Below are 24245 nucleotides of genomic sequence, written 5' to 3'. Positions count from 1 at the left end.
TGTTTCAGAGACCTGAAGCCCGAGCTTCAGAACATCGGGCCGCCCCCGTGCGGGCGGCGGAGGCCGTCGAGGAGGGCGTCGGCCAGGATCACTCCGCCGGCTCCGGCCGCGCCGGCGACGAGGGCCGTCTTCCACCAGGGGGCGCTGTACCAACCGCCCGGCATCTGTCGGCCGCCCACGACCCCGCCGGGGTAGTAGTAGGGCGTCGCGTCACCGGGGCGGGGCGAGGCCGCGTAGGTCCGGCCGTCGATCGTGACGCGGCCGTCCCGGGCGGTGATCGCGCCGGGGCCCAGGTCGGGGAGGGTGGGGCCGGGGTCGAGGCCCAGCGAGGTGCGGGCGGCGCGGATGTAGTGCAGGCCCTCCAGGGCCGTCTGCGAGGCCATCGCGTACTGCGCGCCGGAGCGAGCCGTGACCAACTGCCCCTGCGCGGCCCGGTGGCGCTCGGCGGCGTCGGTCAGCGCCTGCGCCGCCGCCGCGTTGCCCCGGGCGTCGAGCGTGGACAGGCTCCCGCCGAGCCGCTCCACCCACCGGTGGGCCCCCGCCTCCGCGTCCAGGTCGGACACCGCGCCGTACGGCTGCGACAGCCGTCGCTGGTAGGCGACCGCGGCCACCGCTCCGACGATCAGCAACACTGCGACCAGCACGACTCCCATGGCTTCCTCCGGCGCTTGCGGTGTTCCGGTACGGCGCGCGGTGACCTCACCCGCCTCTCCCCATCCCACGCCCGGCCACTGTGCACCCCCGCCGAACCGCCTGTGCGTCGACGGTGAACCTCCCCGCACCGGGGTACTGGGCTACAACCCGCGCGGCGGCAACCTCATCGACGTCATGCACCGCTTCGGCAACTGCCTGACGCGCGGCGGGCCCGGGTTCGGCGACTTCCTGGAGCGGGTGGACAACATGGAGGAGATCGATCCCGATGGCGCGGAGGTCTACGTCGGAGGGGTTCCCGTGGTCGTCCGCGGAACGGCACTCCGCGTGGACGCCGCCGCGAGCACCCCGCTGGAGGACGTGTTCCGCCTGCTCGCCGAGGGGAACAAGGAGCTTCTCCTGGCCGACGGGACGGAACTGCGGGCCGACCTCCCCGCCGACCTGCCCGTACTGCTACGGCTCGACGCATGGCACCAGCCGCAAGACCTCTGGGACACCGTGCCCAGTACGCACGAGACCTTCCGGCTGATAGCGGAGGTGCTGAACTCCTCGGATCCGGCCCGGTACCGCCCGACCCTCCCGCCCAACACCCACTGGTCCCACTGGCCCGACGCCGGAACCCTGTAGGCCCTGTCCAGCGGGACGTCGTTCAGGAGACAGCCGGTGTCTGTGCGGCGGAGGCGAGCAGGAGGAGTTTTTCGGCGCTGTCGGTGCCGGGGTCCGGGTGGTAGATGACAAGCGTCTGGCCTGCCGTTCCGTCGATGCCCAGCCGCTCCCGGTTCAACCACAGGCCACCGACCTGGGGGTGGTCGATGTGCTTGGGTGCGCCTTCGCACGCCTCCACGTCGTGGCGGGCCCAGAGCCGGCTGAAGCGGGGGCTGGCGAGGCAGAGTTCGCCGACGAGCTCGATGAATCGGGGATCGTCGATGTCCGTGCCGACGGACTCGCGGAAGCCGGCGACCATGCCCCCGGCCGCGCTCTCCCAGTCCGGGTGGAGGGCCTGTTCGGCAGGGTCGAGGAACAGGGCCCGCAGCCGGTTGGCTCCCGCCACGAGGCGCGGTGACAGAGCGGTCGCCAGGGCGTTGGCGGCGAGGACGTCGAAGTAGCGGCCCTCGACCAGTGCGGGCAGCGGGAGCGTGGCGACGAGCTTGGCGATGCCCGGAGGAACGGTCTCCCTCCGGCGTCGGCGTCGGTGCCGTCGGGGTTTGTCGGCGCCGAGGCGCAGCAGGTACGCCGTCGCGGCGTCGTCCAGCCGCAGCACGCGGGCGAGGGACTCGAGGACCTGCACGGAGGGGTTGCGGTCCCGGCCCTGCTCCAGGCGCAGGTAGTAGTCGGCACTGATGCCGGCGAGCATCGCGACCTCTTCCCTGCGCAGACCCGGCACCCGCCGTACCCCCGAGACGGGGATGCCGACCTGTTCGGGAGTGACGAGCTCACGGCGGGCGCGCACGTAATCGCCCAACAGATTGGGGGCGTCGGTCATCTCCCCACTGTAATTCGGGCCGTCGCGCGCGTGCCTGGTCCTGTCACCCCCAGGATCGCGGGGGCCCTGGCTCGGCCACATCCCCGGCGGCAGCCTTCAACACGACCGAGCCCGACCACACCGCCGTCGACCTCACCACCGGTATCGACGGCGCGCAAGGAGCGAAACCATGTCAACGTATCTGCTGGTACACGGTGCCTGGCACAGCGGAGAGTGCTGGGAGCGGGTGGTCCCGTTGCTGGCGTCGGCCGGACACCGGGTGTTCGCGCCGTCCCTGACCGGCTACGGCGACACGTCGCATCTGCTCGGCCCCGAGGTGGGGCTCGACACACACGTCGACGACGTCGTCGATCTGATCGTCGAGGAAGACCTCACCGAGGTGGTCCTCGTGGGACACAGCTACGCCGGGCTGGTCATCTCGTCCGCGGCCAACCAGGTCCCGGACCGGATCGCGCGGTTGGTCTACCTCGACGCGATGGTCCCCGAGGACGGCGAGAGCGCGGCCGACGTCCTCCCGCTGACCCAGGATCTGATCGACCTCGCCGTGCGGTCCGACAGCGGCTGGCGGGTTCCGCCGCTGCCCGAGATGCCGCCGCCCTCGGGTCTGTTCGGGGTCACCGACCCGGCGGATGTCGCCTGGCTGCGCACGATGCTGTCCGATCAGCCGGTGCGCTGCCTCCAGCAACCGGTCCGACTGGACAACCCGGCCGTGAACACGATCCCGCGGACGCACATCCACTGCGCGGTGGGCAAGCCGGAGGGCTTCGCCCGGCGGCCCGTCCCCGCGACACAGCCCAACGGCACCCCGGCGCAGGTGTGGGAACTGGCGACCGGCCACGACTGCATGGTCACCATGCCGGTCGAGCTCACCGAACTGCTGCTCAAGCTCGGCTGACCCGCTCCTCCCGCGCCGACGGCCCGAAGGGCCCGGAACCAGTGGAGTTCCGGGCCCGGGTCGAGCGAGCTGACGGGTCAGCTCGCCGAGGGCGACGCCGACGTGCTCGGCTGCGTGTCCGTGCTGTCGTGCGTCTCGTCCGGGGCCACGCCCATCGTCAGGTGCGCGCGAACTCCCTTCGCGATGTTCTTCTTGTCGTACTTGAGGTAGAGGAGGCCGCCCGTGTGGCCGTTCTGGGGGTAGATCGTGTCCTCGGTGAGCGTGGTGCGCGTGGCGGTGTTGGTGGAGTACGGGGAGACCTCCGCCGACGCCAGCACCGACTTCTCGTCGAAGAAGAACTGGCCCGTGTGGCAGGTGTGCCCGCCCTCGTAGCCCGCGTCGGTCCAGGTGCCGTCCACATGCACCTTCGTGTGGATGTGCACGGCGCGGCCCTGGTACCAGCCCGGGAAGATCGTCTTGAAGGTGACATAACCGCGCTTGTCCGTCTTCCAGGTGCCCCGGAGGTAGCGCTCGTCGTCGGTCGGCTCCGAGTGGCCGCCACCCGTGCCGCCGGAGGGCCCGCCGGACGGGGGCTCACCCGTGGGCGTGCCGGAGGGGGCGTCGGTCGGGGCGCCGGAGGGCGGGGTCCCGCCGCCACCGCCGCCGCCACCGCCGCTGCCCATCGCCTCGTAGCCGGAGTAGATGCCCAGCGCGGTGCAGTGCCAGATGTCGACCGCGGCGTTCTTCACGGGCTTACAGGTGTCAGCGTCGATCACTTTGAGTTCGAGGGTCATCGGAATGCCCTCCTTGCCCTCGGTGATGTTCTGACGGATCTTGTCCGCGTCGATGTAGTAAGGGCCCTCGGTGGTCTCCGAGGTGAGGGTGTAGCACGTCTCCGACGCCGTGGCGGAAGAGGAGGCAGAGGCGTCCGTCGTGGTTTCGCCCGCGAACGCGTTCACGGCGAGTCCGCCGCCCGCGCCCACGGCCGCGACAGCCACGCCACCTGCGACGACGACTTTGCGTCGTGTCATGTTCCGCTTGTGCGCCGGTTCTTGTTTCTCAGTCATGTGCACGGACGCTAGGGACGCCGCCTGTCAGCAACATGGGTGCGGACTGTGGTTTTGCGTGGACACGCAAAAGTGGCTCGGAACCGGCGGCGGTTCCGAGCCACTGAGGCAGGGACGGGTACCTGGAATTACCCTGCGAGGACTACTTCGGCTGCGGCTTGCGCACCGAGAGGTGCAGCTCGCGCAGCCGCGTCTCGTCCAGCTCCGTCGGCGCGCCCATCATCAGGTCCTGCGCGTTGCCGTTGAGCGGGAACGCGATCGTCTCGCGGATGTTCGGCTCGTCCGCGAGGAGCATGACGATGCGGTCGACGCCCGGGGCGATACCGCCGTGCGGCGGGGCGCCGAAGCGGAAGGCACGCAGCATGCCGGCGAACTGCTCCTCGACGGTGTCACGGTCGTAGCCCGCGATCTCGAAGGCCTTGAGCATGATCTCGGGCTCGTGGTTGCGGATCGCGCCGGAGGACAGCTCGACGCCGTTGCAGACGATGTCGTACTGCCAGCCCAGGATGTCCAGCGGGTCCTGGGACTCCAGGGCCTCCAGGCCGCCCTGCGGCATCGAGAACGGGTTGTGCGAGAAGTCGATCTTCCCGGTGTCCTCGTCCTTCTCGTACATCGGGAAGTCGACGATCCAGCAGAACCGGAAGACGTTCTCCTCGAAGTTGCCCGAGCGCTTCGCGGCCTCGACCCGCACCGCGCCCATGATCTTCGAGACCTCGTCGAACTCGCCCGCGCCGAAGAACACCGCGTGGCCGGGGGCCAGGGAGAGGCGCTTGGTCAGCTCGGCGACGTTGTCCTCGGTGAGGAACTTGGCGATCGGGCCCGTCAGCGAGCCGTCCTCACCCACCCGGACCCAGGCCAGGCCCTTCGCACCCTGCTCGACCGCGTAGTCGCCGAGGCCGTCGAAGAACTTGCGGGTCTGACCGGCGACGTCCGGCACCGGCAGGGCGCGTACGTGCTTGCCGGCGAAGGCCTTGAACTCCGAGCCCTCGAAGATGTCGGTGATGTCGACCAGCTCCAGCTGGGCGCGCAGGTCCGGCTTGTCGGAGCCGTACTTCAGCATCGCCTCGCGGAACGGGATGCGCGGGAAGGGGGAGGTGACGTGACGGCCACCGCCGAACTCCTCGAACAGCTCCGTCATCAGCTTCTCGATGGGCTGGAAGACGTCCTCCTGCTCGACGAAGGACATCTCCACGTCGAGCTGGTAGAACTCGCCCGGCGAGCGGTCCGCGCGCGCGTCCTCGTCGCGGAAACAGGGCGCGATCTGGAAGTAGCGGTCGAAGCCGGAGATCATCAGCAGCTGCTTGAACTGCTGCGGCGCCTGCGGCAGGGCGTAGAACTTGCCCGGGTTCAGACGGGAGGGGACCACGAAGTCGCGCGCGCCCTCGGGGGAGGTGGCGCTGAGGATCGGGGTCGCCATCTCGTTGAAGCCCAGCGCCGTCATCTTGTGACGGATCGCGGAGATCACGGCCGTACGCAGCAGGATGTTGCGGTGCATGCGCTCGCGGCGCAGGTCGAGGAAGCGGTACTCCAGGCGCCGCTCCTCGTTGACGCCGTCCTCGGCGTTGATCGTGAACGGCAGCGGGGCGGCGGCGCCGAGCAGCTCGACCTCGCTCACCTCGACCTCGATCTCGCCGGTGGGCAGGTCCGGGTTGACGTTCTCCGCGCCACGCGAGACGACCTTGCCGTCGACGCGGACCGTCGACTCCTTGGAGACCTTGTCGAGGGCCTCGTAGGCGGGCGTGCCGGGGCGGGCGACGAGCTGCGTGATGCCGTAGTGGTCGCGCAGATCGATGAAGAGGATGCCACCCAGGTCTCGGCGATTGTGCAGCCAGCCGCTCAGCCGGACGTCGCTGCCGACGTCAGAGGCGCGGAGCTCGCCGCAGGTGTGGGACCTGTACCGATGCATCGTCGTTCATCCAGTCTTCGCGGATCGGGGTCTGATTCACATGAGCTTGGGTCTGTTTCACGTGAAACTTCCGGGCCGACGCCCGGATCCCCCAAGGGTACCGGCCGCCCAAAGATCACCGCCCCGAATACTCTCGGTGGCACCTTCCGATCACCTCTTCATACAGTGGGTCAATGCGCACTGGTGAGCCCCTGCCCGCCGTAGGGGACGTACTGGCCGCCCTTGCGACCGGCGTGTGGCGCTGGGACAACGCACACGGGCAGGTCACCATCGACGCCGAGGCCGCCCGGCTCCTCGGGTTGCCCGCGGAAAGGGCGACGGTCACCGAGGTGGCCATGCGGTCCCGGTTCCACCCGGCCGACTGGAACGAGGTCGTCAGCGTCGTACAGCTCGCCATCGCCGAGGACACGCTCGCCGAGGTCCGGCTGCGGATCATGGACGAGCACGGGCGGGTGATCCGTACCGTGCGCAGCCGCTCCAAGCCGACTGTCGACCCCGAGACCAGGGAGTTCGTGCTGTTCGGCACCCTCCAGGAGGTCACCGAGACCTCGGGAGCCACCGCCGCGCGCACCCCGCTCACCGGCGACTGGCGCCGCTCGCGCGAGGCGTTCCTGCTGGACGCGGGGCGGGCGCTGGCCGAGGCGCGGTCCACGGCGGAGGTACTACGGGTCGCGGCGGGCCTGTCGATGCCGGGGTTCACACCGGACGGGCTGGCCGTCTTCGGCGTGGACGGGGACCGGCTCACCGTCGTCGGCCACCACGGGCAGAAGCCGGGGGACGAGGGACCCTTCACCCATATGTCCCTGGCCACCGACTACCCGGCCGCGGAGGTCGTCCGCACGGGCCGCGCCGTCTATCTCTCCTCGCCGAAGGACTACAAGGAGCGCTATCCGGTCTCCTGGCCGCTCGCCGAACACTTCGGGCGGGAGTCCTGGGCCTTTCTGCCGCTGACCGTCGCCGGGCGCACGATGGGCGCGTGGATGGCGGCCTTCACCTACCCCGTCAGCTTCACGCCCGACGAGCGTTCCGTGCTGACGACCGTGGCCCGGATGCTCGCGCAGGCCCTCTCCCGGGCCGTGGCCGCCGAGACGGAGCGGGAGCTCACCGACGGCCTGCAGCGCTCGATGATGCCCACCCTCGGCCCGCAGATGCCGGGCATGGGGGTCGCCGCACGCTATGTCCCCACCGGCGGCGGCCTCCAGGTCGGCGGCGACTGGTACGACGTGATCCCGCTGCCGAGCGGCCGCTTCGCCCTGGTCATCGGGGACGTCCAGGGCCACGACGTGCGCGCCGCCGGGCTGATGGGCCAGCTCCGTATCGCCCTGCGCGCGTACGCCTCCGAGGGCCACCGGCCCGACGCGGTCCTCTCCCGGGCCTCACGGTTTCTGTGCGGGATCACGGACTCCGTGACGTACGGCTCCACCGGCGAGACCGGCGGCAACACCTCGGACCCGCGCTTCGCGACCTGCCTGTACGTCGAGGTGGACCCGGCGACCGGCATCCTGGACTTCGCCCGTGCGGGCCACCCGGACCCCGCGATACGCATGGCGGACGGCACGGTGCTGATACGGCCCACGGCGGGCGGACTGCCGCTCGGCATCGACCCGGACGCCGACTACCCCACGACCCGGCTCGCCCTGGAACCCGGCGAGACCATGCTGATCTGCACCGACGGGCTGATCGAGACCGGCGGCCACGACCTCGACACCGGATGGCGCCGTATCCGCCACATCCTGGAGTCCCACGACGGCGACATGGAGGAGCTCGCCGACGCGCTGGTCCAGGGCGTGCACGGGCCCTCCTCGCACCACACCCCGGGGCCGCTGGCCGACCGGCGCGAGGACGACATAGCCGTGCTGCTGCTGAGCCGGCAGGGCAAGGGGGGCGGCGACACGGTCGAGGCCCCGCTCCCGCCCTCGGTGCGGCGCACCGCGCTGACCGTGGCGCAGGCCGAGCCCGAGCGGATCTCCGGGGCCCGCCAGCAGCTGCGCGAGATGCTGCACGACTGGGCCTGCGACGACCAGCGCGACTCGGCGGTCCTGCTCGTCTCCGAGATGCTGACCAACGTCCTCGTCCACACCGACGCCGACGCGCTGCTCGTCGCCGAGGTGACCGGCGGTGCGGACGACCGCCGGATGCGGGTGGAGGTCACCGACGCCAGCGATGACCTGCCGCACCGCCGCCACCCGGGCGAACTGGCGTCCTCCGGACGCGGGCTGATGCTCGTGGAATTCCTCGCCGACGCCTGGGGCGTCGACCCACGGGGCGAGGGCAAGAGCATCTGGTTCGAGTTCTACGAGGCGTCCGGTGGGGACGGGGACGCCGGTGGGGACGGGGAGACCGGTGGAGACGGGGACGCCGGTGGAGACGGGGACGCCGACTCGTAGTGGGTCCGTAGCTCCGCGAGGACCCCGAACCCGGCGGCCGTCAGCGGCACGGCGAGCAGCATGCCCAGGATGCCCGCGACGGACGCGCCCGCCGTGATCGCGAGCATCACCACCGCCGGATGCATCTGCACGGTCCGGCTCTGGATCATCGGCTGCAGCACATGCCCTTCGAGGACCTGCACGGCGAGCACGACCCCGAGCGCCCACAGCGCGATCACGAACCCCCGGTCGGCGAGCGCGACCAGCACGGCCACCGCGCCGGAGAGGAAGGCGCCGAGGTAGGGGATGAACGCCCCCACGAAGACCAGCGCACCGAGCCCGACCGCGCCCGGGACGCGCAGGATCAGCAGGCCGATCGTGATGCACAGGGCGTCGATCAGGGCGATCACCGTGGTCCCGCGCATGAAGCCCTGGACGGCGTCGAAGGCGCGGCGGGCCATGGCCTCCACCGTGTCCGCGGTGCCGCGCGGCGCCAGCGAACGCAGCAGCCCGGCGGTGCGATGGGAGTCGCGGAGGAAGAAGAAGACGAGCAGCAGGGCCAGTACGGCCATGGCGATCGACTCACCCACCACGCTCACGCCACTGATCACGTTGGACGCGGCCGTCCCGCCGAACTTGGTCAGCAGGTCCTTGGCGTTGGCGGCGAGGTCGTCGAGGGAGGTGCCCGCCGCACCGAAGTGCTGGGCGACGGACCGCGCGGCCAGCCTGAGGGAGGCGATGATCTGGTCCCCGGTGTCGATGAGCGCGGCGACCACGATGTAGACGGCGCCGCCGACGACCACGACCACCGCGACACAGGTGAGCCCCGCTGCCAGCGACCGGTTGACCCCGACGTTCACCAGCCGCCGGTACATCGGCCCGAGCAGCGCGGTGCCGAGGAGCGCGAGCAGCACGGGCACGATCGCCGTACGGAACTCCCCGCACAGCCGGATCCCGACCCACGCCACACCGGCGACGAGCAGGATCACGGCGCACCAGGCGGCCAGCCGCCGGGCGCCCTCGGGGAGTAGCTGCACGCTTCCACCCGACCACGCGAGGGCCGGGCCGTCCCGCCGGGACGGCCCGGCCGGGTGACACGACATCAGCGCGAAAGGCCCCGCCCGACGGGCGAAAGGCCCCGTCCGGGGTACGGACGGGGCCTTTCGTGGTCGTGCGGAAGAGGGCCGGAAGGGGCCCGGGCAGGGATTACATCCCGCCCTCGGACATTCCGTGCACCGCCGGAACGGTGCCCAGACGGCCCTTCTGGAAGTCCTCGAAGGCCTGCTGCAGCTCCTCGCGGGTGTTCATCACGAAGGGGCCGTAGTGGGCCATGGGCTCGCGGATCGGCTGTCCGCCGAGCAGGACGACCTCGAGGTCCGGCGTGTTCGCGTCCTGCTTCTCGTCCGCGCGGACGGTCAGCGAGCCGCCCGCGCCGAAGACGGCGGTCTGGCCGGTGTGGACCGGTCGACGGCCCGTACCGACGCTGCCGCGTCCGGCGAGGACGTACGCGAGACCGTTGAAGTCCTCGCGCCACGGGAGGGTCATCTCGGCGCCGGGCGCCAGGGTCGCGTGGACCATGGTGATCGGCGTGTGCGTGATGCCGGGACCCTGGTGGCCGTCGAGCTCACCGGCGATGACGCGCAGCAGCGCGCCGCCGTCGGGGGTGCTCAGCAGCTGGACCGAGCCGCCGCGGATGTCCTGGTACCGGGGGGCCATCATCTTGTCCTTGGCCGGGAGGTTCACCCACAGCTGGAGGCCGTGGAAGAGACCGCCGGACATGACGAGCGACTCCGGCGGGGCCTCGATGTGCAGGAGGCCGGCGCCCGCGGTCATCCACTGGGTGTCGCCGTTGGTGATGGTGCCGCCACCACCGTTGGAGTCCTGGTGGTCGAAGACGCCGTCGATGATGTACGTCACGGTCTCGAAGCCGCGGTGGGGGTGCCAGGGGGTGCCCTTGGGCTCGCCCGGCGCGTACTCCACCTCGCCCATCTGGTCCATCATGATGAACGGGTCGAGGTGGCGGTAGTTGATCCCGGCGAACGCACGGCGGACCGGGAATCCCTCGCCCTCGAAGCCGCTGGGCGCGGTCGTCACGGTGAGCACGGGACGGTCCACGGCGTCGGCCGGCGCGACCACACGGGGAAGGGTCAGCGGGTTCTCGACGGTCACTGCAGGCATGTCGGTACCTCCTTGTGCTTCGAGTTTAGTTGATTGTTGAACTTTCTGCCACCCACAACGACGGACGCCCGGAGGGCATTCCCTCCGGGCGTCCGGACTGTCGTAGGGGGGTGGTCGCCACCGTGGTGGGCGCTCCCCGCGGCGGGCGCTACCCGTACATACGGCGCATGGCGAAGTCCACCATCTGCTCCACGGCCTTCGCGTCGAAGACCATGCGGTGCTCCCCCTCCATGTCGAGGACGAAGCCGTAGCCGGTGGGGAGCAGGTCGATCACCTCGGCGCCGGTGATCACGAAGTACTTGGACTCCTTGCCGGCGTACCGGCGCAGCTCCTTGAGCGAGGTGAACATCGGGATGACCGGCTGCTGGGTGTTGTGCAGCGCCAGGAATCCGGGGTTGTCGCCGCGCGGGCAGTAGACCTTCGACGTCGCGAAGACCTGCTGGAAGTCCTCCGCGGACATCGATCCCGTGGTGAACGCCCGGACCGCGTCCGCCAGCGAGGGCGGGGACGGCTCGGGGTAGAGCGGCGGCTGCTGGCCGTAGCCGCCGGGCATCTGCTGCTGCGGCGGGGCGTACTGCTGCTGGGCGCCCGCATTCTGGTCGTAGCCGTACATGGGTCAAAGAGTAGTCGGCCACATATGGGCCATCAGGGGTTGATTCTTATTACCGACGGGTAGCATCATCGTAGCTACTTGCCAGTACGTGTAACGAGGCTGCGAGTACCTCCACCTCCCCGATCCCTTACGGAGCCGTCGCCATGGGGCACTACAAGTCGAATCTCCGCGACATCGAGTTCAACCTCTTCGAGGTGCTCGGGCGCGACAAGCTGTACGGCACCGGACCGTTCGCGGAGATGGACGTCGACACCGCCAAGAGCGTCCTCGACGAGCTGGCCCGTCTCTCGGAGAACGAGCTGGCGGACTCCTTCGCGGACGCCGACCGCAACCCGCCGGTCTTCGACCCGGAGACCAACACGGCTCCCGTACCGGCATCCTTCAAGAAGTCGTACAAGGCCTTCATGGACTCCGAGTACTGGCGTCTGGGCCTGCCCGAGGAGCTCGGCGGCACCACCTCGCCCCGCTCCCTGATCTGGGCGTACGCGGAGCTGGTGCTCGGCGCCAACCCGGCGGTCTGGATGTACTCCTCCGGCCCCGCCTTCGCGGGCATCCTCTTCGAGGAGGGCACCGAGGTCCAGAAGCACATCGCGAAGATCGCCGTCGACAAGCAGTGGGGCTCCACCATGGTGCTCACCGAGCCGGACGCCGGCTCGGACGTCGGCGCCGGCCGCACGAAGGCCGTCCAGCAGGAGGACGGCTCCTGGCACATCGAGGGCGTGAAGCGCTTCATCACGTCCGGTGAGCACGACATGTCGGAGAACATCCTCCACTACGTGCTCGCCCGTCCCGAGGGCGCCGGCCCCGGCACCAAGGGCCTGTCCCTCTTCCTCGTCCCGAAGTACGAGTTCGACTTCGAGACCGGCGAGCTGGGCGCGCGCAACGGCGCGTACGCGACGAACGTCGAGCACAAGATGGGCCTCAAGGCGTCCAACACCTGCGAGATGACCTTCGGCGACCGCCACCCCGCCAAGGGCTGGCTGATCGGCGACAAGCACGACGGCATCCGCCAGATGTTCCGGATCATCGAGTTCGCCCGCATGATGGTCGGCACGAAGGCGATCTCCACGCTCTCGACCGGCTACCTGAACGCGCTGGAGTACGCCAAGGAGCGCGTCCAGGGCCCGGACCTCGCGAACTTCATGGACAAGACCGCGCCCAAGGTCACCATCACGCACCACCCGGACGTGCGCCGCTCGCTGATGACGCAGAAGGCCTACGCCGAGGGCATGCGCGCCCTGGTGCTGCACACCGCGGCGATCCAGGACGACATCCAGGTCAAGGAGGCCGCCGGCGAGGACACCGCCGCCCTGGAGGCCCTCAACGACCTGCTCCTGCCGATCGTGAAGGGCTACGGCTCCGAGAAGGGCTACGAGCAGCTCGCCCAGTCGCTGCAGACCTTCGGCGGCTCCGGCTTCCTGCAGGAGTACCCGATCGAGCAGTACATCCGCGACGCCAAGATCGACACCCTGTACGAGGGCACGACCGCGATCCAGGGCCAGGACTTCTTCTTCCGGAAGATCGTCCGCAACCAGGGCGCGGCGCTGAACTCCCTCGCCGAGGACATCAAGAAGTTCCTGGCGCTCGGCACGGGCGGCGAGGACCTGTCCGCGGCCCGCGAGCAGCTCGCCAAGGCGGCCGTCGAGCTGGAGGCCATCGTCGGCCTCATGCTCACGGACCTGGCGGCCACCGAGCAGGACGTCAAGAACATCTACAAGGTCGGCCTCAACACCACCCGCCTGCTGCTGGCCTCCGGCGACGTGGTCGTCGGCTACCTGCTGCTGCGCGGTGCCGCAGTGGCCACCGAGAAGCTGGAGACGGCGACGGCGAAGGACAAGCCCTTCTACACCGGCAAGATCGCCGCGGCGAAGTTCTTCGCCGCCAACGTCCTGCCGGGCGTCACCGGCGCCCGCAAGCTCGCCGAGGGCGTGGACCTGGACCTGATGGAGCTGGACGAGGCGGCGTTCTGATCCTCGTGGTCTGGTTCTGATCCTCGTGGTCTGACGGCATCGCCGTCGGCGGCCCGTTCCCGGAGCGATTCTCCGGGGGCGGGCCGCCGTCGTATGCCGCCACAGGGGGCTCGCGGCAGCCCGCTCCTCGCATGGATTTCCCCCATGGGCCCGCACGAATTTCCCGCATGGCCCCGCACGATTTCCCGCATGGATTCGCACGGATTTCCCGCATGGATTCGAAGACCACGGGCGCGGGGAGCGAACCGGAACCTGCCCCTCCAGTCGGATGTCCGTCCTTCACATCCCCCTTACGAGGGGCCGTCCCCATCGCCGGGAGCGGGCCCTCGGGCGTCGTTAAGGTGAACCCATGAGCACAAGCGCCCGCTTCGACCGCGGCCACACCGACGACCTCATGACCTTTCTGGCGGCAAGCCCGACGCCGTACCACGCCGTGGCGAACGCCGCCGAGCGCCTGGAGAAGGCCGGATTCCGTCAGGTCGCCGAGACCGATGCCTGGGAGGGGACGAGCGGCGGCAAGTACGTGCTGCGCGGCGGCGCGATCGTCGCCTGGTACGTGCCCGAGGGCGCCGAGCCGCACACCCCGTTCCGGATCGTGGGCGCGCACACCGACTCCCCCAATCTGCGGGTGAAGCCGCAGCCGGACAGCGGGGCGCACGGCTGGCGCCAGGTCGCCGTGGAGATCTACGGCGGCCCGCTGCTGAACTCCTGGCTGGACCGGGACCTGGGGCTGGCGGGACGGCTGACGCTCAAGGACGGCTCCTCGCGTCTGGTGAACATCGACCGGCCCCTGCTGCGCGTGCCCCAGCTCGCCGTGCACCTCGACCGTTCCGTCTCCACCGACGGCCTCAAGCTCGACAAGCAGCGTCATCTGCAGCCCGTCTGGGGTCTGGGCGACCCCGGCGAGGGCGATCTGATCGCCTTCCTGGAGGAGGAGTCGGGGCTGGCGGCGGGTGAGGTCACCGGCTGGGACCTGATGACCCACTCCGTCGAGCGGCCCGCGTACCTGGGCCGCGACAAGGAGCTGATGGCCGGACCGCGCATGGACAACCTGCTGTCCCTGCACGCCGGTACGGCGGCGCTGATCGCGGCGGCGACGGGCGAGGGCTCCCCTTCCGGTTCCGGTTCGGGCTCGCCCTCCGGTTCGGATTCCGGTTCCGGCTCGGGTTCCGGTTCGGGGCTTTCGTACATCCCCGTCCTCGCGGCCTTCGACCACGAGGAGAACGGCTCGCAGAGCGACACCGGCGCCGACGGTCCGCTGCTGGGCGGCGTGCTCGAACGCTCGGTGTTCGCGCGGGGCGGCTCGTACGAGGACCGGGCGCGCGCCTTCGCGGGCACGATCTGTCTCTCCTCCGACACCGGCCACGCCGTCCACCCCAACTACGCGGAGCGGCACGACCCGACGCACCACCCGCGGGCCAACGGCGGCCCCATCCTCAAGGTGAACGTCAACAACCGCTACGCCACGGACGGTTCGGGCCGTGCGGTCTTCGCCGCCGCCTGCGCGAAGGCCGGCGTCCCCTTCCAGTCCTTCGTCTCCAACAACTCGATGCCCTGCGGCACCACCATCGGCCCGATCACCGCGGCCCGCCACGGCATCAGGACCGTCGACATCGGCGTGGCCATCCTCTCGATGCACAGCGCCCGCGAACTCTGCGGCGCTGACGACCCGTTCCTGCTGGCCAACGCGCTGGTGGCGTTCCTGGAGGGTTAGTTCCGCATACCCGGCACGCCGCCGGGTACCCGGACCGGGCCGGAGAGAAGCCGAGTTGGTTACAAGGAGGCGACACCCATGAGTCTGGGCGGATGCATCATCCTGATCGCAGCGGGGGCGGTCCTCACATTCGCGACCGACTGGCACATAAAGGGGGTCAACCTCGACCTGGTCGGCATCATCTTCATGATCGTCGGGCTGATCGGCGTGGTGACGTTCAGCAGCATCGCCAGGAGGCGCCGGGTGGTCATGCCGCCCAGCACCCCGGTGATCGAGGAGGAGCGGCACCACCGGGGCGGCTACGGCGTGTAGCCGACGCTACGGAAGTGGGAACGGTCAGTCGGCCATGCCCGCCAGCACCAGCGGCAGCCGGTCCGTACCACCCTCGGTGAGGCGGACCGGCACACCCCAGTCCTGCTGGTGGACATGGCAGGCCGGGTACTCGTTCGCCGGATCGTCGTCGCAGGACGCCGCCATCGCGGAGACATGCAGAACGCCCTCCGTGACCGCCGGGTTCAGCTCCAGGGCGCGGAAGAGATCGGTTCCCGCGCCCTCACCCGTGAGCAGCAGCTCGGGCGGGGTCGAGGACACGAGCAGCCGGGTGGACGGCCCGTAGCGCGTGTCCAGCTTCTGGCCCGTCGGGGCCTGGAAGACGACGTCCAGCCGGAGCCCTCCCGAAGCGACCTCGGTCGCCGCGCGCTGGGTGCGGTGGGCCACCGACTCCACCCGCACGGCCTCCTCGGGAAGCCGCAGCCGGGTCAGCCGGTGTCGCGCCGACTCCACGACCACGATGTCGTCCCCGACGAGAACCGCGTCGCTGGGCTCCCTCAAGTCGGTCGCCAGCGTGGTCACTTCGCCCGTCGCGGGGTCGTAGCGGCGCAGTGCGTGGTTGTAGGTGTCGCTGACCGCGACCGAGCCGTCGGGGAGGGCCGTGACACCCAACGGGTGCTGGAACAGGGCCTGTTCGGCGGCCCCGTCCCGGTGTCCGAAGTCGAAAAGACCGGTGCCGACGGCGGTGTGCACGGTCCCGTCGAGGTCCACCCAGCGCAGGGCGCTCGTCTCGGAGTCGGCGAGCCAGAGCCGGTCGGCGGTGGCGGCGAGCCCGGACGGCTGCGCGAACCAGGCCTCGGCCCCCGGCCCGTCCACGAGCCCCTCGTTCGTCGTCCCGGCGGCGACCCCGACGGTGACGCCCTCCGGGTCGTACGCCCACAGCTGGTGCACCCCGGCCATGGCGATCCAGACCTTCCCACCGAACAGCGCCACGTCCCACGGCGAGGACAGGTCCACCTCGCGCGCCGGGCCGGACGTCGGCGAGCCCTGCCACCACTGGCGTCCGGTCCCCGCGAGGGTGCTGACCTCGCCGGTCACGAGGTCCAGGCGGCGCAGCGCGTGGTTCACGGTGTCCGCGACGACGACCGAACCGTCGTCGAGCAGCGCCAGCCCCTGCGGCTCGCTGAACCCGGCCTCCTCGGCCGACCCGTCCACGAACCCCCGCACCCCGGAGCCTATCCGCCGTACAACGCTCTCCCCGTCGCCCTCCAGCTCGACGAGCTGGTGCCGGGTCGTGTCGCTGACCAGGAGGTTCCCGCTCGGCAGGGCGAGGGCCTTGCCGGGGAAGCGGAGCGCCGTGGGCTCGGGCTCGGGTGCCACGTACGGTCCGTCGCCGCGGCGCAACGTCCCCTTGGCCGCGTGCTCGGCCTGCAGCTCCTCCACCAGGCGGGCGATCGCGTGCGCGTGCCCCTCACCGGCGTGCTGCGCGACCACGTACCCCTCGGGGTCGATCACGACGAGCGTCGGCCAGGCACGCACGGCGTACTGCTTCCAGGTCGCGAGCTCGGGATCGTCGAGCACCGGGTGCTCGACCCCGTACCGCTCCACCGCGTCCACGACCGCCTGGTGCTCGGCCTCGTGCACGAACTTCGGCGAGTGCACCCCGATGATCACCACCGTGTCCCGGTGCTTCTCCTCCAGCTCCCGCAACTCGTCCAGGACGTGCAGACAGTTGATGCAGCAGAAGGTCCAAAAATCGAGGATGACGATGCGCCCTCGCAGGTCGGCAAGGGTGTACTGCCGCTCTCCCGTGTTCAGCCAGCCGCCCTTGCCGATCAGCTCGGGGGCACGGACACGGGCGCGACGGGGGGTGGGTGCCGAGGCTGCGGTCGGGGCGGAGTCGTTCATGGAAACAAGGGTGCCATCCGCCACCGACAGTCAGTTCAGGGCATGCCCCGTGGTGGCGTCCACGTGGTCCGGGATCTCGTCGTGGCGGTCGCCGACGGTGACGGTTCCGGTGGGCTCGAAGAGCAGGATCGCGGCGCCGGTCGGGGCGGCCGGCCTGTGTTCGGTGCCGCGGGGGACGGTGAAGACGGAGCCCTTGGGCAGGACGACGGTCCGCTCGCCCGCCGTCTCCCGGAGCGCGATGGTCAGCTCGCCCTCCAGGACCAGGAAGAACTCGTCCGTGTGGTCGTGCACGTGCCACACGTGCTCGCCCTCGACCTTGGCGATGCGCACGTCGTAGTCGTTGACGGCGGTGACGATACGGGGGCTCCAGAGGTCGGAGAAGGAGGCGAGGGCGGTGGACAGGGCGACGGGCTCACCGCTGCTGTTCGAAGAGGTCGTGTGGGTGCTGCTCGAAGAGGCCATGTGGGCATCCTCGGCGGTGGTGCGGCAAGGACACGAGTGCTAGAAATCGCATATGGCGCAAGAATCCTCTCACCGTGTCGTGCTGATCGTCGACGAGAACTCGAACCCGTTCGAGATGAGCTGTGCCATCGAGATCTTCGGGCTGCCCCGGCCCGAACTGGGGCGGGAGTTGTATGACTTCCGGCTCTGCGCCGCCGGGCCGCGTACGCGGATGCGGGACGGCTTCTTCACGCTGACCGGAGTCGCCGGGCTGGAGGCGGCCGAGGAGGCGGACACGCTCATCGTGCCGAACCGTCCGGACACCGAGGCCCCGCGCTCACCCCGCGTGCTGGACGTCGTACGCCGGGCGCACGCGCGCGGCGCACGGCTCCTCGGCTTCTGCTCCGGCGCGTTCACCATCGCGGAGGCCGGACTGCTGGACGGGCGGCGGGCGGCCTGTCACTGGATGTGGGCGGACTCCTTCCGGGCGCGTTTCCCGGCGGTGCGTCTGGAGCCGGACGTCCTCTTCGTGGACGACGGCGACATCCTCACGGCGTCCGGCAGCGCCTCGGCGCTCGACCTGGGGCTGCACGTCGTACGGCGGGACCACGGCGCCGAGATCGCCAACGTGGTCAGCCGACGGCTCGTGTTCGCCGCGCACCGGGACGGAGGTCAGCGGCAGTTCGTGGAGCGGCCGGTGCCCGACGTGCCGGACGAGTCGCTCGGTCCGCTGCTCGCGTGGGCGCAGGAACGGCTGGGCGAGCCGTTGACGGTGGCGGACCTCGCGGCCCACGCGGCCGTCTCCCCCGCCACCCTCCACCGCCGTTTCCGAACCCAGCTGGGCACCACGCCACTGGCCTGGCTCACCGGGGAACGCGTCGCCGTCGCCTGCCGGTTGATCGAGCGGGGAGAGGAACGGCTGGACGTCGTGGCCGAGCGGAGCGGCCTGGGCACGGCGGCCAATCTACGGGCACGGCTGCGGCGGGAGACCGGGCTGAGCCCGTCGGCGTACCGGAGACGGTTCGGGCCGGCCCCTGGGGAGGCGATGACACCCGGCCCCTTCGTGAGGAAGGAGCCGGGGGCGGGTTTTCCGGCCTCAGGAGGACGGAGGGGGATCGGGCCGTGAAATGGCCCGGGATCCGACCCGCTTGCCCGAGTCCTCCGACACCGCCTTCGGAGGAGTGAACTCGTGATGATCTCGCGGTTCCCGGGAACCGGTAACGGTATGAGATTCCTCGTACGCGACCGGCTCCTCGGCTTCGGTGACGACTACTGGATCGAGGACGACCACGGCAACAAGGTGTTCCTCGTCGACGGCAAGGCGATGCGACTGCGGGACACCTTCGAGCTGAAGGACACCCGCGGGCGTGTCCTCATCGACATCCACCAGAAGATGTTCGCCCTGCGGGACACGATGGTGATCGGGCGGGACGGGGAACCGCTGGCGACGATCAGACGCAAGCGGCTGTCCCTGCTCCGCAACCACTACCGGGTGTCCCTGGCGGACGGTACGGAACTCGACGTCAGCGGCAAGATCCTCGACCGCGAGTTCGCCGTCGAGTACGAGGGCGAGCTGCTGGCGGTGATCTCACGCCGCCGGCTGCACGTACGGGAGACGTACGGCGTCGACGTCGTCCGCGAGGACGCGGACCCCGCGCTGCTGATCGCGGTGGCGGTGTGCGTGATCCACCTGGCGGAGAAGGAGCGGGGCGAGGACTGACTCGACGGACCGGGGGCGAGGAGGGGCCAGCGGAGTGGAGCGGCCGGAAGACCGGAAAAGGACCGACTCAGCGTCGCGGTGCCGTCAGTCCCAGCATCCGGTCCTTCAGCGCCGGGAACTGCTCCCGCGTGGTCGCGACCTTCCCGGGGTCGAAGTCCACCGTGAGCACCTGCTCCCCGGCCCCGGCCTCCGCCAGGACCTCCCCCCACGGATCGACCACGATCGAGTGACCGGCCTGGGGAACGCCCGCGTGCGTGCCGGCCGTTCCACAGGCGAGCACGAACGCCTGGTTCTCGACCGCGCGGGCCTGGGCGAGCAGCGTCCAGTGGGAGCGGCGCCGCTCGGGCCAGCCGGCCGAGAGGACGAGGGTCTCGGCGCCGGCGTCGACGAGCCCGCGGAAGAGCTCGGGGAAGCGGAGGTCGTAGCAGGTGGCGATGCCGAGGGTGGTCTCCGGCAGCCGGACCGTCACCAGTTCGGCGCCCGCGCCCATCAGTACGGCCTCGCCCTTGTCGAAGCCGAAGCGGTGGATCTTGCGGTAGGCGGCGGCCAGGTCGCCGGAGGGGGTGAAGACGAGGGAGGTGTTGTAGAGCGTGCCGTCGGCGTCCCGCTCGGGGATCGACCCGGCGTGCAGCCAGGTGCCCGCGTCGCTCGCCGCCTTCGCCATGACCTCGAACGTCGGCCCTTCGAGGGACTCCGCCTCCGTACCGAACGCCTCGTAGGCGAACGCGCCGGTGGTCCACAGCTCCGGCAGCACGACGAGATCGACTCCGGCTTGTTCTCGTACCAGAGCCGCCACACGCCGCCGACGCGAATCGACCGTTTCGCCGTCGTTTACGTCGATCTGGAGGAGAGAGGCGCGCACACTACCACCGTCCTGGCATTCGAGCCGTCCATACAGGCCTACGATCGTCACACGAAAGCACTGCCGGGGTGCCTCACAGCAGCGTAACTTAGCGTCCCAAGACACCCGCTGCCTGTGCACTGCCCGCGTCCAACCGCCCGAGGGGTCCCGTTCCGTGAGTCTGCATCCCAGCCTTCAGTCCTACGCCGACGCCTGGACCCACTCCGTCGATGCGATATCCGAGTTGGTGTCGCCGCTGGTGGAAGGTGAGTGGAACCGGCGCACGCCCTGCCCCGGCTGGTCGGTGCGGGATCTCGTCTCGCATGTCATCGGGCTCGACTGCGAGATGCTGGGCGATCCGCGGCCGATCCACACCCTCCCCCGCGACCTGTACCACGTGACGAACGAGCACCAGCGGTACATGGAGATGCAGGTCGACGTGCGCCGCCACCACACGGCGCCGGAGATGACCTCCGAGCTGGAGTACACGATCATCCGCCGCAACCGTCAGCTGCGGAACGAGTCGCGGCAGCCGGACGCCAAGGTGCGCGGGCCGCTCGGGACCGAGATCACCCTCGAACAGGCGATGCGCAGGCGTGCCTTCGACGTGTGGGTGCACGAACAGGACCTCCGGACCGCGCTCGGCGTCCCCGGCAACCTCGACTCTCCCGGCGCGCACATCGTCCGCGACAAGCTCCTCGGGGCCCTGCCGAAGGTCGTCGCCAAGGACGCGGGGGCGCCCGCGAACTCGGCGGTCGTCTTCGACATCCACGGGCCGCTGGAGTTCCTGCGGACGGTGCGGGTCGATGCGGACGGGCGCGGCTCGATAGACGGCGCCCCCTCTCTCGGCCCGGCCGCCACCCTCACCCTCGACTGGGAGACGTACTTCCGTCTCGCCTGCGGCCGCGTCACGGCCGACGCCGTCTCCGACCGCATCAAGACGGAGGGCGACCCGGAACTGACCACGGCCATCCTGAGGAACTTCACGGTCACGCCGTAGCGCGGAGTTCTTGGACCGCGGGTGGGCGGGGGCTGGTCAGGCAGTTCCCCGCGCTCCTGAAGGGGCGCTACGCGGGGACGTGCACCGTCTCCACGCGGCTGGCCACCAGCCGCTCACGCTCCCTGCGCGCCGCCTGCTTCCGCAAGCGGAAGATCTGGCTCAGCCCCAGCGCCTGAAGAACGAACACGGCGGAGAAGGCGACGTGATAGTCGTCCCCGGTCGCGTCCAGCAGTACGCCGATCGCGAACAACGTCGTCATGGAGGCGACGAAACCACCCATGTTGGTGATCCCGGACGCGGTGCCCTGCCGCTCCGGCGGATTCGCGGGCCGCGCGAAGTCGAACCCGATCATGGAAGCCGGCCCACACGCCCCCAGCACCGCGCACAGCACGACCAGCAGCCACATGGGATCCCGGTCACCGGGATACGCGAGCGCGCTCGCCCAGACCACGGCCGTCGCCGTCACCGTCCCGAGCGCCAGCGGAAGCCGCGCGGCGTGATGCCGGGCGACGATCTGCCCGTAGACAAGACCCACGAACATGTTGGACAGCACCACGAGGGTGAGTAGTTCACCGGCTGTCGCCCGCGACAGCCCCTGCGCCTGGACCAGGAACGGCATGCCCCACAGGAGCAGGAAGACCATCGCCGGGAACTGTGTCGTGAAGTGCACCCACATCCCCAGTCGCGTACCGGGCTCCCGCCACGACGCCGCGATCTGCCGCCGCACATACGCGGCCCCCTGGTGCGGGAACGGTTCGGGCTCGTGTCCCTCGGGGTGGTCCTTCAGGAAGAGAAGGAGGAGTACGAGGACGACGACTCCGGCGAACGCGCTGCCCGCGAACGCCGTCGTCCACCCCACCCCGTGCAGCAGCCGCGCGATGACGAGGGTGGAGACCAGGTTGCCGGCCATGCCCACGAGACCGGCGAGCTGCGCGACCAACGGCCCCCGCCGCGCCGGGAACCACCGCGTGCCCAGCCGCAGCACGCTGATGAACGTCATGGCGTCCCCGCAGCCCAGCAGCGCGCGCGAGGCCAGGGCCATCCCGTACGTGGAGGAGAACGCGAAACCCAACTGGCCCGCGGTGAAGAGCAGTACGCCGATGGTCAGCACCTTCTTGGTGCCGAGTCCGTCGACCAGCAGTCCCACGGGTATCTGCATGCCCGCGTAGACGAGGAGTTGCAGGATCGAGAAGGTGGAGAGGGCGGAGGCGTTCACATGGAAGCGGTCCGCGGCGTCGAGCCCGGCCACTCCCAGCGACGTACGGAAGATGACGGCGACGAAGTAGACGGAGACGCCGATGCCCCAGACACCGATCGCGCGGCGGCCGCCGGGCGGGTCCCCGGGGAGCGAGACGGCCGAGTGGGAGCTCATCGGACCTCTCCCCGCGCCAGGTTCGAGAACCAGCTGACGTGGCCGTGGACGATGTCGACCGCCGCCTCCGCGTCGCCGGACCGCAGTGCTTCGAGGATCGCCTCGTGCTCGGTGAGCGTCTTGGTGATCCGGTCGGGGTGCGCGTGCATGACGGCGACGCCCATCCGCAACTGCCGGTCGCGCAACTGGTCGTAGAGCCGGGAGAGGATCTCGTTGCCGCCGCTGCGGACGATCTCGGCGTGGAAGCAGCGGTCGGTGACGGCGGCGCCGGCCAGGTCTCCCGCGGCGGCCTGCTCCTTCTGCTGCGCGAGGAGTTCCTCCAGGCGCGCGATGAGACGCGGCGACGCGGGTACGGCCTTGCGGACCGAGTGTTCCTCCACGAGTTGCCGTGTCTCGACCACGTCCGCGATCTCCTGAGCGGAGACGGGCAGGACGAGCGCGCCCTTCTTCGGGTAGAGCCTGATCAGGCCCTCGACCTCGAGCCGGAGCAACGCCTCGCGCACCGGCGTGCGCGAGACCCCCACGGCCTCGGCGAGCTCGCCCTCGGTGAGCAGCGTCCCACCCTCGTAACGACGTTCCAGGACGCCCCGCTTGATGTGGGCGTAGACACGGTCGGCGGCGGGGGGTTGCTTCGTGGCGGGCGGAGCGGACACGGACGGCGCGGCAGGCATGCGCACATCATAGATACAACACGTACGCATGGTCGTGCGTCGTCCAGGATGCGGACCGGTAGCCTTTCACGCGGTCAACACCCGCCCCTCGGCGTAATCCACGTCACACAATTCCACCTCATCTTCCGTGCATCCCTTTGGGTCCCTCACGAGTCCGTACGTAAGACGGCACTGCCATGTGCCGTTCTCCCAGGGGCATTTCGCGCATTCGGAGCGTTCATTTTGATTACCGGCATTAAGGGCACGCGTTTCCGCCGAGCCGCCGCTGTCACCGTTACCACCGGCGCCGTACTGGCGGCCGGAGCCTTCGGGGCCGCTCCCGCAGGGGCCGTCACGACGCCCACCATCGCCGCCGCCGGCGGCTACGTGATGAACAACGGCACGGCCAAGACCTTGTACACCAAGGCTGCGGACACCCAGCGTTCCACCGGTTCCACCACCAAGATCATGACCGCCAAGGTCGTGCTCGCGCAGCCGAACCTCAACCTCGACGCCAAGGTCACGATCCAGAAGGCGTACAGCGACTACATCGTCGCCAACACCGCCTCCTCCGCCCACCTGATCGTCGGTGACAAGGTCACCGTCCGTCAGCTCCTCTACGGTCTGATGCTGCCGTCCGGCTGTGACGCCGCCTACGCGCTCGCCGACAAGTTCGGCTCGGGCTCCACCCGCGCCGCCCGTGTGAAGTCGTTCATCGGCAAGATGAACACCACGGCGAAGAGCCTCGGCATGACGAGGACGAAGTTCGACTCGTTCGACGGCATCGGCAACGGCAGCAACTACTCGACGCCGCGCGACCTGACGAAGCTCGCCAGCAGCGCGATGAAGAGCACCACGTTCCGCACGGTCGTGAAGACCAAGTCGTACACGGCGAAGACCGTGACGAAGACCGGCAGCATCCGCACCATGGCGGCGTGGACCAACACGAACACGCTGCTCAGCAGCTACAGCGGCACCATCGGCGTGAAGACCGGCTCCGGCCCCGAGGCCAAGTACTGCCTCGTCTTCGCCGCCACCCGCAACGGCAAGACGATCATCGGCACGGTCCTCGCGTCGACCTCGATCACTCAGCGCGCCACGGACGCCACCAAGCTCCTGAACTACGGCTTCGCCCAGTAGTTCCCGGACAGAGTGGTTCCCGGACACCACAGCCGAAGGGGGCCCGTCGCCGAACGCGACGGGCCCCCTTCGTCTTGCCGC

General features: G+C 70.1%; 22 protein-coding genes. 10 read left to right on the top strand and 12 right to left on the bottom strand.

Translation table 11 applies throughout. From position 1 onward, the window contains the following. Positions 1 to 26: 26 nt before the first annotated feature. Positions 27 to 653 carry a hypothetical protein gene (locus tag FNV62_RS27030; RefSeq protein ID WP_143627350.1) on the bottom strand — a complete coding sequence of 209 codons (627 nt, stop codon included), beginning with the start codon at positions 651 to 653 and terminating at the stop codon, positions 27 to 29. Between FNV62_RS27030 and FNV62_RS27025 the strand changes: the two genes are divergently transcribed. After that, complete coding sequence (locus FNV62_RS27025; protein ID WP_143627348.1) at positions 652 to 1278, top strand: DUF7003 family protein; 627 nt, start codon at positions 652 to 654, stop codon at positions 1276 to 1278. The two genes, FNV62_RS27030 and FNV62_RS27025, sit on opposite strands and share 2 nt — an antisense overlap. A 22-nt stretch (positions 1279 to 1300) precedes the next feature. Here FNV62_RS27025 and FNV62_RS27020 read toward each other — a convergent pair whose 3' ends face one another. Further along, positions 1301 to 2134 carry a helix-turn-helix domain-containing protein gene (locus tag FNV62_RS27020; protein ID WP_143627346.1) on the bottom strand — a complete coding sequence of 278 codons (834 nt, stop codon included), beginning with the start codon at positions 2132 to 2134 and terminating at the stop codon, positions 1301 to 1303. Positions 2135 to 2303: 169 nt separating this feature from the next. On the opposite strand from FNV62_RS27020, the gene FNV62_RS27015 reads away from it, so the two are divergent. Then, the gene (locus tag FNV62_RS27015; protein WP_054234169.1) at positions 2304 to 3029 is read left to right on the top strand and encodes an alpha/beta fold hydrolase; all 726 of its coding nucleotides are present in this window, start codon (positions 2304 to 2306) and stop codon (positions 3027 to 3029) included. A gap of 77 nt (positions 3030 to 3106) precedes the next feature. Here FNV62_RS27015 and FNV62_RS27010 read toward each other — a convergent pair whose 3' ends face one another. Then, on the bottom strand, positions 3107 to 4039 hold the full coding sequence (locus FNV62_RS27010; RefSeq protein WP_225900384.1) for an intradiol ring-cleavage dioxygenase: 933 nt from the start codon (positions 4037 to 4039) through the stop codon (positions 3107 to 3109). A gap of 178 nt (positions 4040 to 4217) precedes the next feature. Continuing rightward, positions 4218 to 5981 carry an aspartate--tRNA ligase gene (gene aspS, locus FNV62_RS27005; RefSeq protein ID WP_054234171.1) on the bottom strand — a complete coding sequence of 588 codons (1764 nt, stop codon included), beginning with the start codon at positions 5979 to 5981 and terminating at the stop codon, positions 4218 to 4220. 173 nt (positions 5982 to 6154) lie between these two features. Here aspS and FNV62_RS27000 point away from each other — a divergent pair, with 173 nt between their 5' ends. Next, complete coding sequence (locus FNV62_RS27000; RefSeq protein ID WP_143627344.1) at positions 6155 to 8368, top strand: SpoIIE family protein phosphatase; 2214 nt, start codon at positions 6155 to 6157, stop codon at positions 8366 to 8368. Here FNV62_RS27000 and FNV62_RS26995 read toward each other — a convergent pair. The 3 genes from FNV62_RS26995 to FNV62_RS26985 all read right to left on the bottom strand — a co-directional run bounded on the left by FNV62_RS26995 (position 8275) and on the right by FNV62_RS26985 (position 11138). Beyond that, positions 8275 to 9384, bottom strand: a complete 1110-nt coding sequence (locus FNV62_RS26995) for an AI-2E family transporter (protein WP_054234173.1) — start codon at positions 9382 to 9384, stop codon at positions 8275 to 8277. The genes FNV62_RS27000 and FNV62_RS26995 overlap by 94 nt on opposite strands. 169 nt (positions 9385 to 9553) lie before the next feature. Further along, positions 9554 to 10525, bottom strand: coding sequence for a pirin family protein (locus tag FNV62_RS26990; RefSeq protein WP_054234174.1), 972 nt, complete (start codon positions 10523 to 10525; stop codon positions 9554 to 9556). 148 nt (positions 10526 to 10673) lie between these two features. After that, a complete protein-coding gene (locus tag FNV62_RS26985; protein WP_054234175.1) occupies positions 10674 to 11138 on the bottom strand; it encodes an SseB family protein in 465 nt (154 codons plus the stop codon). A gap of 143 nt (positions 11139 to 11281) precedes the next feature. Between FNV62_RS26985 and FNV62_RS26980 the strand changes: the two genes are divergently transcribed. The 3 genes from FNV62_RS26980 to FNV62_RS26970 all read left to right on the top strand — a co-directional run bounded on the left by FNV62_RS26980 (position 11282) and on the right by FNV62_RS26970 (position 15134). Further along, entirely contained in the window at positions 11282 to 13108 is a 1827-nt protein-coding gene (locus FNV62_RS26980) for an acyl-CoA dehydrogenase (protein WP_054234176.1), read from the top strand. A 349-nt stretch (positions 13109 to 13457) separates the two neighbouring features. Further along, positions 13458 to 14822 carry a M18 family aminopeptidase gene (locus tag FNV62_RS26975; protein ID WP_054234177.1) on the top strand — a complete coding sequence of 455 codons (1365 nt, stop codon included), beginning with the start codon at positions 13458 to 13460 and terminating at the stop codon, positions 14820 to 14822. A 78-nt stretch (positions 14823 to 14900) separates the two neighbouring features. Then, the gene (locus FNV62_RS26970; protein WP_054234178.1) at positions 14901 to 15134 is read left to right on the top strand and encodes a hypothetical protein; all 234 of its coding nucleotides are present in this window, start codon (positions 14901 to 14903) and stop codon (positions 15132 to 15134) included. A gap of 24 nt (positions 15135 to 15158) precedes the next feature. On the opposite strand, the gene FNV62_RS26965 is transcribed toward FNV62_RS26970, so the two are convergent. Together FNV62_RS26965 and FNV62_RS26960 are read right to left on the bottom strand one after the other, a co-directional pair. Then, positions 15159 to 17000 carry a thioredoxin-like domain-containing protein gene (locus tag FNV62_RS26965; protein ID WP_143627342.1) on the bottom strand — a complete coding sequence of 614 codons (1842 nt, stop codon included), beginning with the start codon at positions 16998 to 17000 and terminating at the stop codon, positions 15159 to 15161. Between the two features lie 30 nt (positions 17001 to 17030). Beyond that, positions 17031 to 17462, bottom strand: coding sequence for a cupin domain-containing protein (locus FNV62_RS26960; RefSeq protein ID WP_143602332.1), 432 nt, complete (start codon positions 17460 to 17462; stop codon positions 17031 to 17033). 52 nt (positions 17463 to 17514) lie between these two features. On the opposite strand from FNV62_RS26960, the gene FNV62_RS26955 reads away from it, so the two are divergent. Together FNV62_RS26955 and FNV62_RS26950 are read left to right on the top strand one after the other, a co-directional pair. Continuing rightward, positions 17515 to 18567: a GlxA family transcriptional regulator gene (locus FNV62_RS26955; RefSeq protein ID WP_225900383.1), complete on the top strand. Its 1053-nt coding sequence runs from the start codon at positions 17515 to 17517 to the stop codon at positions 18565 to 18567. 99 nt (positions 18568 to 18666) lie between these two features. Further along, entirely contained in the window at positions 18667 to 19161 is a 495-nt protein-coding gene (locus FNV62_RS26950; RefSeq protein ID WP_054234221.1) for an LURP-one-related/scramblase family protein, read from the top strand. A gap of 67 nt (positions 19162 to 19228) precedes the next feature. On the opposite strand, the gene FNV62_RS26945 is transcribed toward FNV62_RS26950, so the two are convergent. Next, complete coding sequence (locus FNV62_RS26945) at positions 19229 to 20023, bottom strand: carbon-nitrogen family hydrolase (RefSeq protein WP_060895327.1); 795 nt, start codon at positions 20021 to 20023, stop codon at positions 19229 to 19231. A gap of 154 nt (positions 20024 to 20177) precedes the next feature. Here FNV62_RS26945 and FNV62_RS26940 point away from each other — a divergent pair, with 154 nt between their 5' ends. Beyond that, on the top strand, positions 20178 to 21002 hold the full coding sequence (locus FNV62_RS26940; protein WP_054234183.1) for a maleylpyruvate isomerase family mycothiol-dependent enzyme: 825 nt from the start codon (positions 20178 to 20180) through the stop codon (positions 21000 to 21002). Between the two features lie 67 nt (positions 21003 to 21069). Here FNV62_RS26940 and FNV62_RS26935 read toward each other — a convergent pair whose 3' ends face one another. Both FNV62_RS26935 and FNV62_RS26930 read right to left on the bottom strand, forming a co-directional pair. Further along, positions 21070 to 22374 (bottom strand): MFS transporter, encoded by a 1305-nt coding sequence (locus FNV62_RS26935; protein WP_054234184.1) that lies wholly within the window; start codon positions 22372 to 22374, stop codon positions 21070 to 21072. Further along, on the bottom strand, positions 22371 to 23045 hold the full coding sequence (locus FNV62_RS26930) for a GntR family transcriptional regulator (protein WP_054234185.1): 675 nt from the start codon (positions 23043 to 23045) through the stop codon (positions 22371 to 22373). Before FNV62_RS26930 ends, FNV62_RS26935 begins: the two co-directional genes overlap by 4 nt. A 222-nt stretch (positions 23046 to 23267) precedes the next feature. Between FNV62_RS26930 and FNV62_RS26925 the strand changes: the two genes are divergently transcribed. Then, on the top strand, positions 23268 to 24164 hold the full coding sequence (locus tag FNV62_RS26925) for a D-alanyl-D-alanine carboxypeptidase family protein (RefSeq protein WP_097285491.1): 897 nt from the start codon (positions 23268 to 23270) through the stop codon (positions 24162 to 24164). Positions 24165 to 24245 lie beyond the last annotated feature (81 nt).

It is taken from the genome of Streptomyces sp. RLB3-17 (genome assembly GCF_007113425.2).
Taxonomy (GTDB): domain Bacteria; phylum Actinomycetota; class Actinomycetes; order Streptomycetales; family Streptomycetaceae; genus Streptomyces; species Streptomyces mirabilis_D.
Note: the sequence above shows the minus strand (reverse complement) of the source record. Positions and strands in the feature narration are given on the sequence as shown.

Coding starts and splice junctions, on each gene's coding strand:
- FNV62_RS27025 (WP_143627348.1), top strand. CDS start 652: ATGGCTTCCTCCGGCGCTTGCGGTGTTCCGGTACGGCGCGCGGTGACC.
- FNV62_RS27030 (WP_143627350.1), bottom strand. CDS start 653: ATGGGAGTCGTGCTGGTCGCAGTGTTGCTGATCGTCGGAGCGGTGGCC.
- FNV62_RS26965 (WP_143627342.1), bottom strand. CDS start 17,000: ATGAACGACTCCGCCCCGACCGCAGCCTCGGCACCCACCCCCCGTCGC.
- FNV62_RS27010 (WP_225900384.1), bottom strand. CDS start 4,039: ATGACACGACGCAAAGTCGTCGTCGCAGGTGGCGTGGCTGTCGCGGCC.
- FNV62_RS26955 (WP_225900383.1), top strand. CDS start 17,515: ATGGCGCAAGAATCCTCTCACCGTGTCGTGCTGATCGTCGACGAGAAC.
- FNV62_RS26990 (WP_054234174.1), bottom strand. CDS start 10,525: ATGCCTGCAGTGACCGTCGAGAACCCGCTGACCCTTCCCCGTGTGGTC.
- FNV62_RS27015 (WP_054234169.1), top strand. CDS start 2,304: ATGTCAACGTATCTGCTGGTACACGGTGCCTGGCACAGCGGAGAGTGC.
- FNV62_RS26935 (WP_054234184.1), bottom strand. CDS start 22,374: ATGAGCTCCCACTCGGCCGTCTCGCTCCCCGGGGACCCGCCCGGCGGC.
- FNV62_RS27000 (WP_143627344.1), top strand. CDS start 6,155: ATGCGCACTGGTGAGCCCCTGCCCGCCGTAGGGGACGTACTGGCCGCC.
- FNV62_RS26980 (WP_054234176.1), top strand. CDS start 11,282: ATGGGGCACTACAAGTCGAATCTCCGCGACATCGAGTTCAACCTCTTC.
- FNV62_RS26985 (WP_054234175.1), bottom strand. CDS start 11,138: ATGTACGGCTACGACCAGAATGCGGGCGCCCAGCAGCAGTACGCCCCG.
- FNV62_RS26970 (WP_054234178.1), top strand. CDS start 14,901: ATGAGTCTGGGCGGATGCATCATCCTGATCGCAGCGGGGGCGGTCCTC.
- aspS (WP_054234171.1), bottom strand. CDS start 5,981: ATGCATCGGTACAGGTCCCACACCTGCGGCGAGCTCCGCGCCTCTGAC.
- FNV62_RS26975 (WP_054234177.1), top strand. CDS start 13,458: ATGAGCACAAGCGCCCGCTTCGACCGCGGCCACACCGACGACCTCATG.
- FNV62_RS27020 (WP_143627346.1), bottom strand. CDS start 2,134: ATGACCGACGCCCCCAATCTGTTGGGCGATTACGTGCGCGCCCGCCGT.
- FNV62_RS26930 (WP_054234185.1), bottom strand. CDS start 23,045: ATGCCTGCCGCGCCGTCCGTGTCCGCTCCGCCCGCCACGAAGCAACCC.
- FNV62_RS26950 (WP_054234221.1), top strand. CDS start 18,667: ATGAGATTCCTCGTACGCGACCGGCTCCTCGGCTTCGGTGACGACTAC.
- FNV62_RS26960 (WP_143602332.1), bottom strand. CDS start 17,462: ATGGCCTCTTCGAGCAGCACCCACACGACCTCTTCGAACAGCAGCGGT.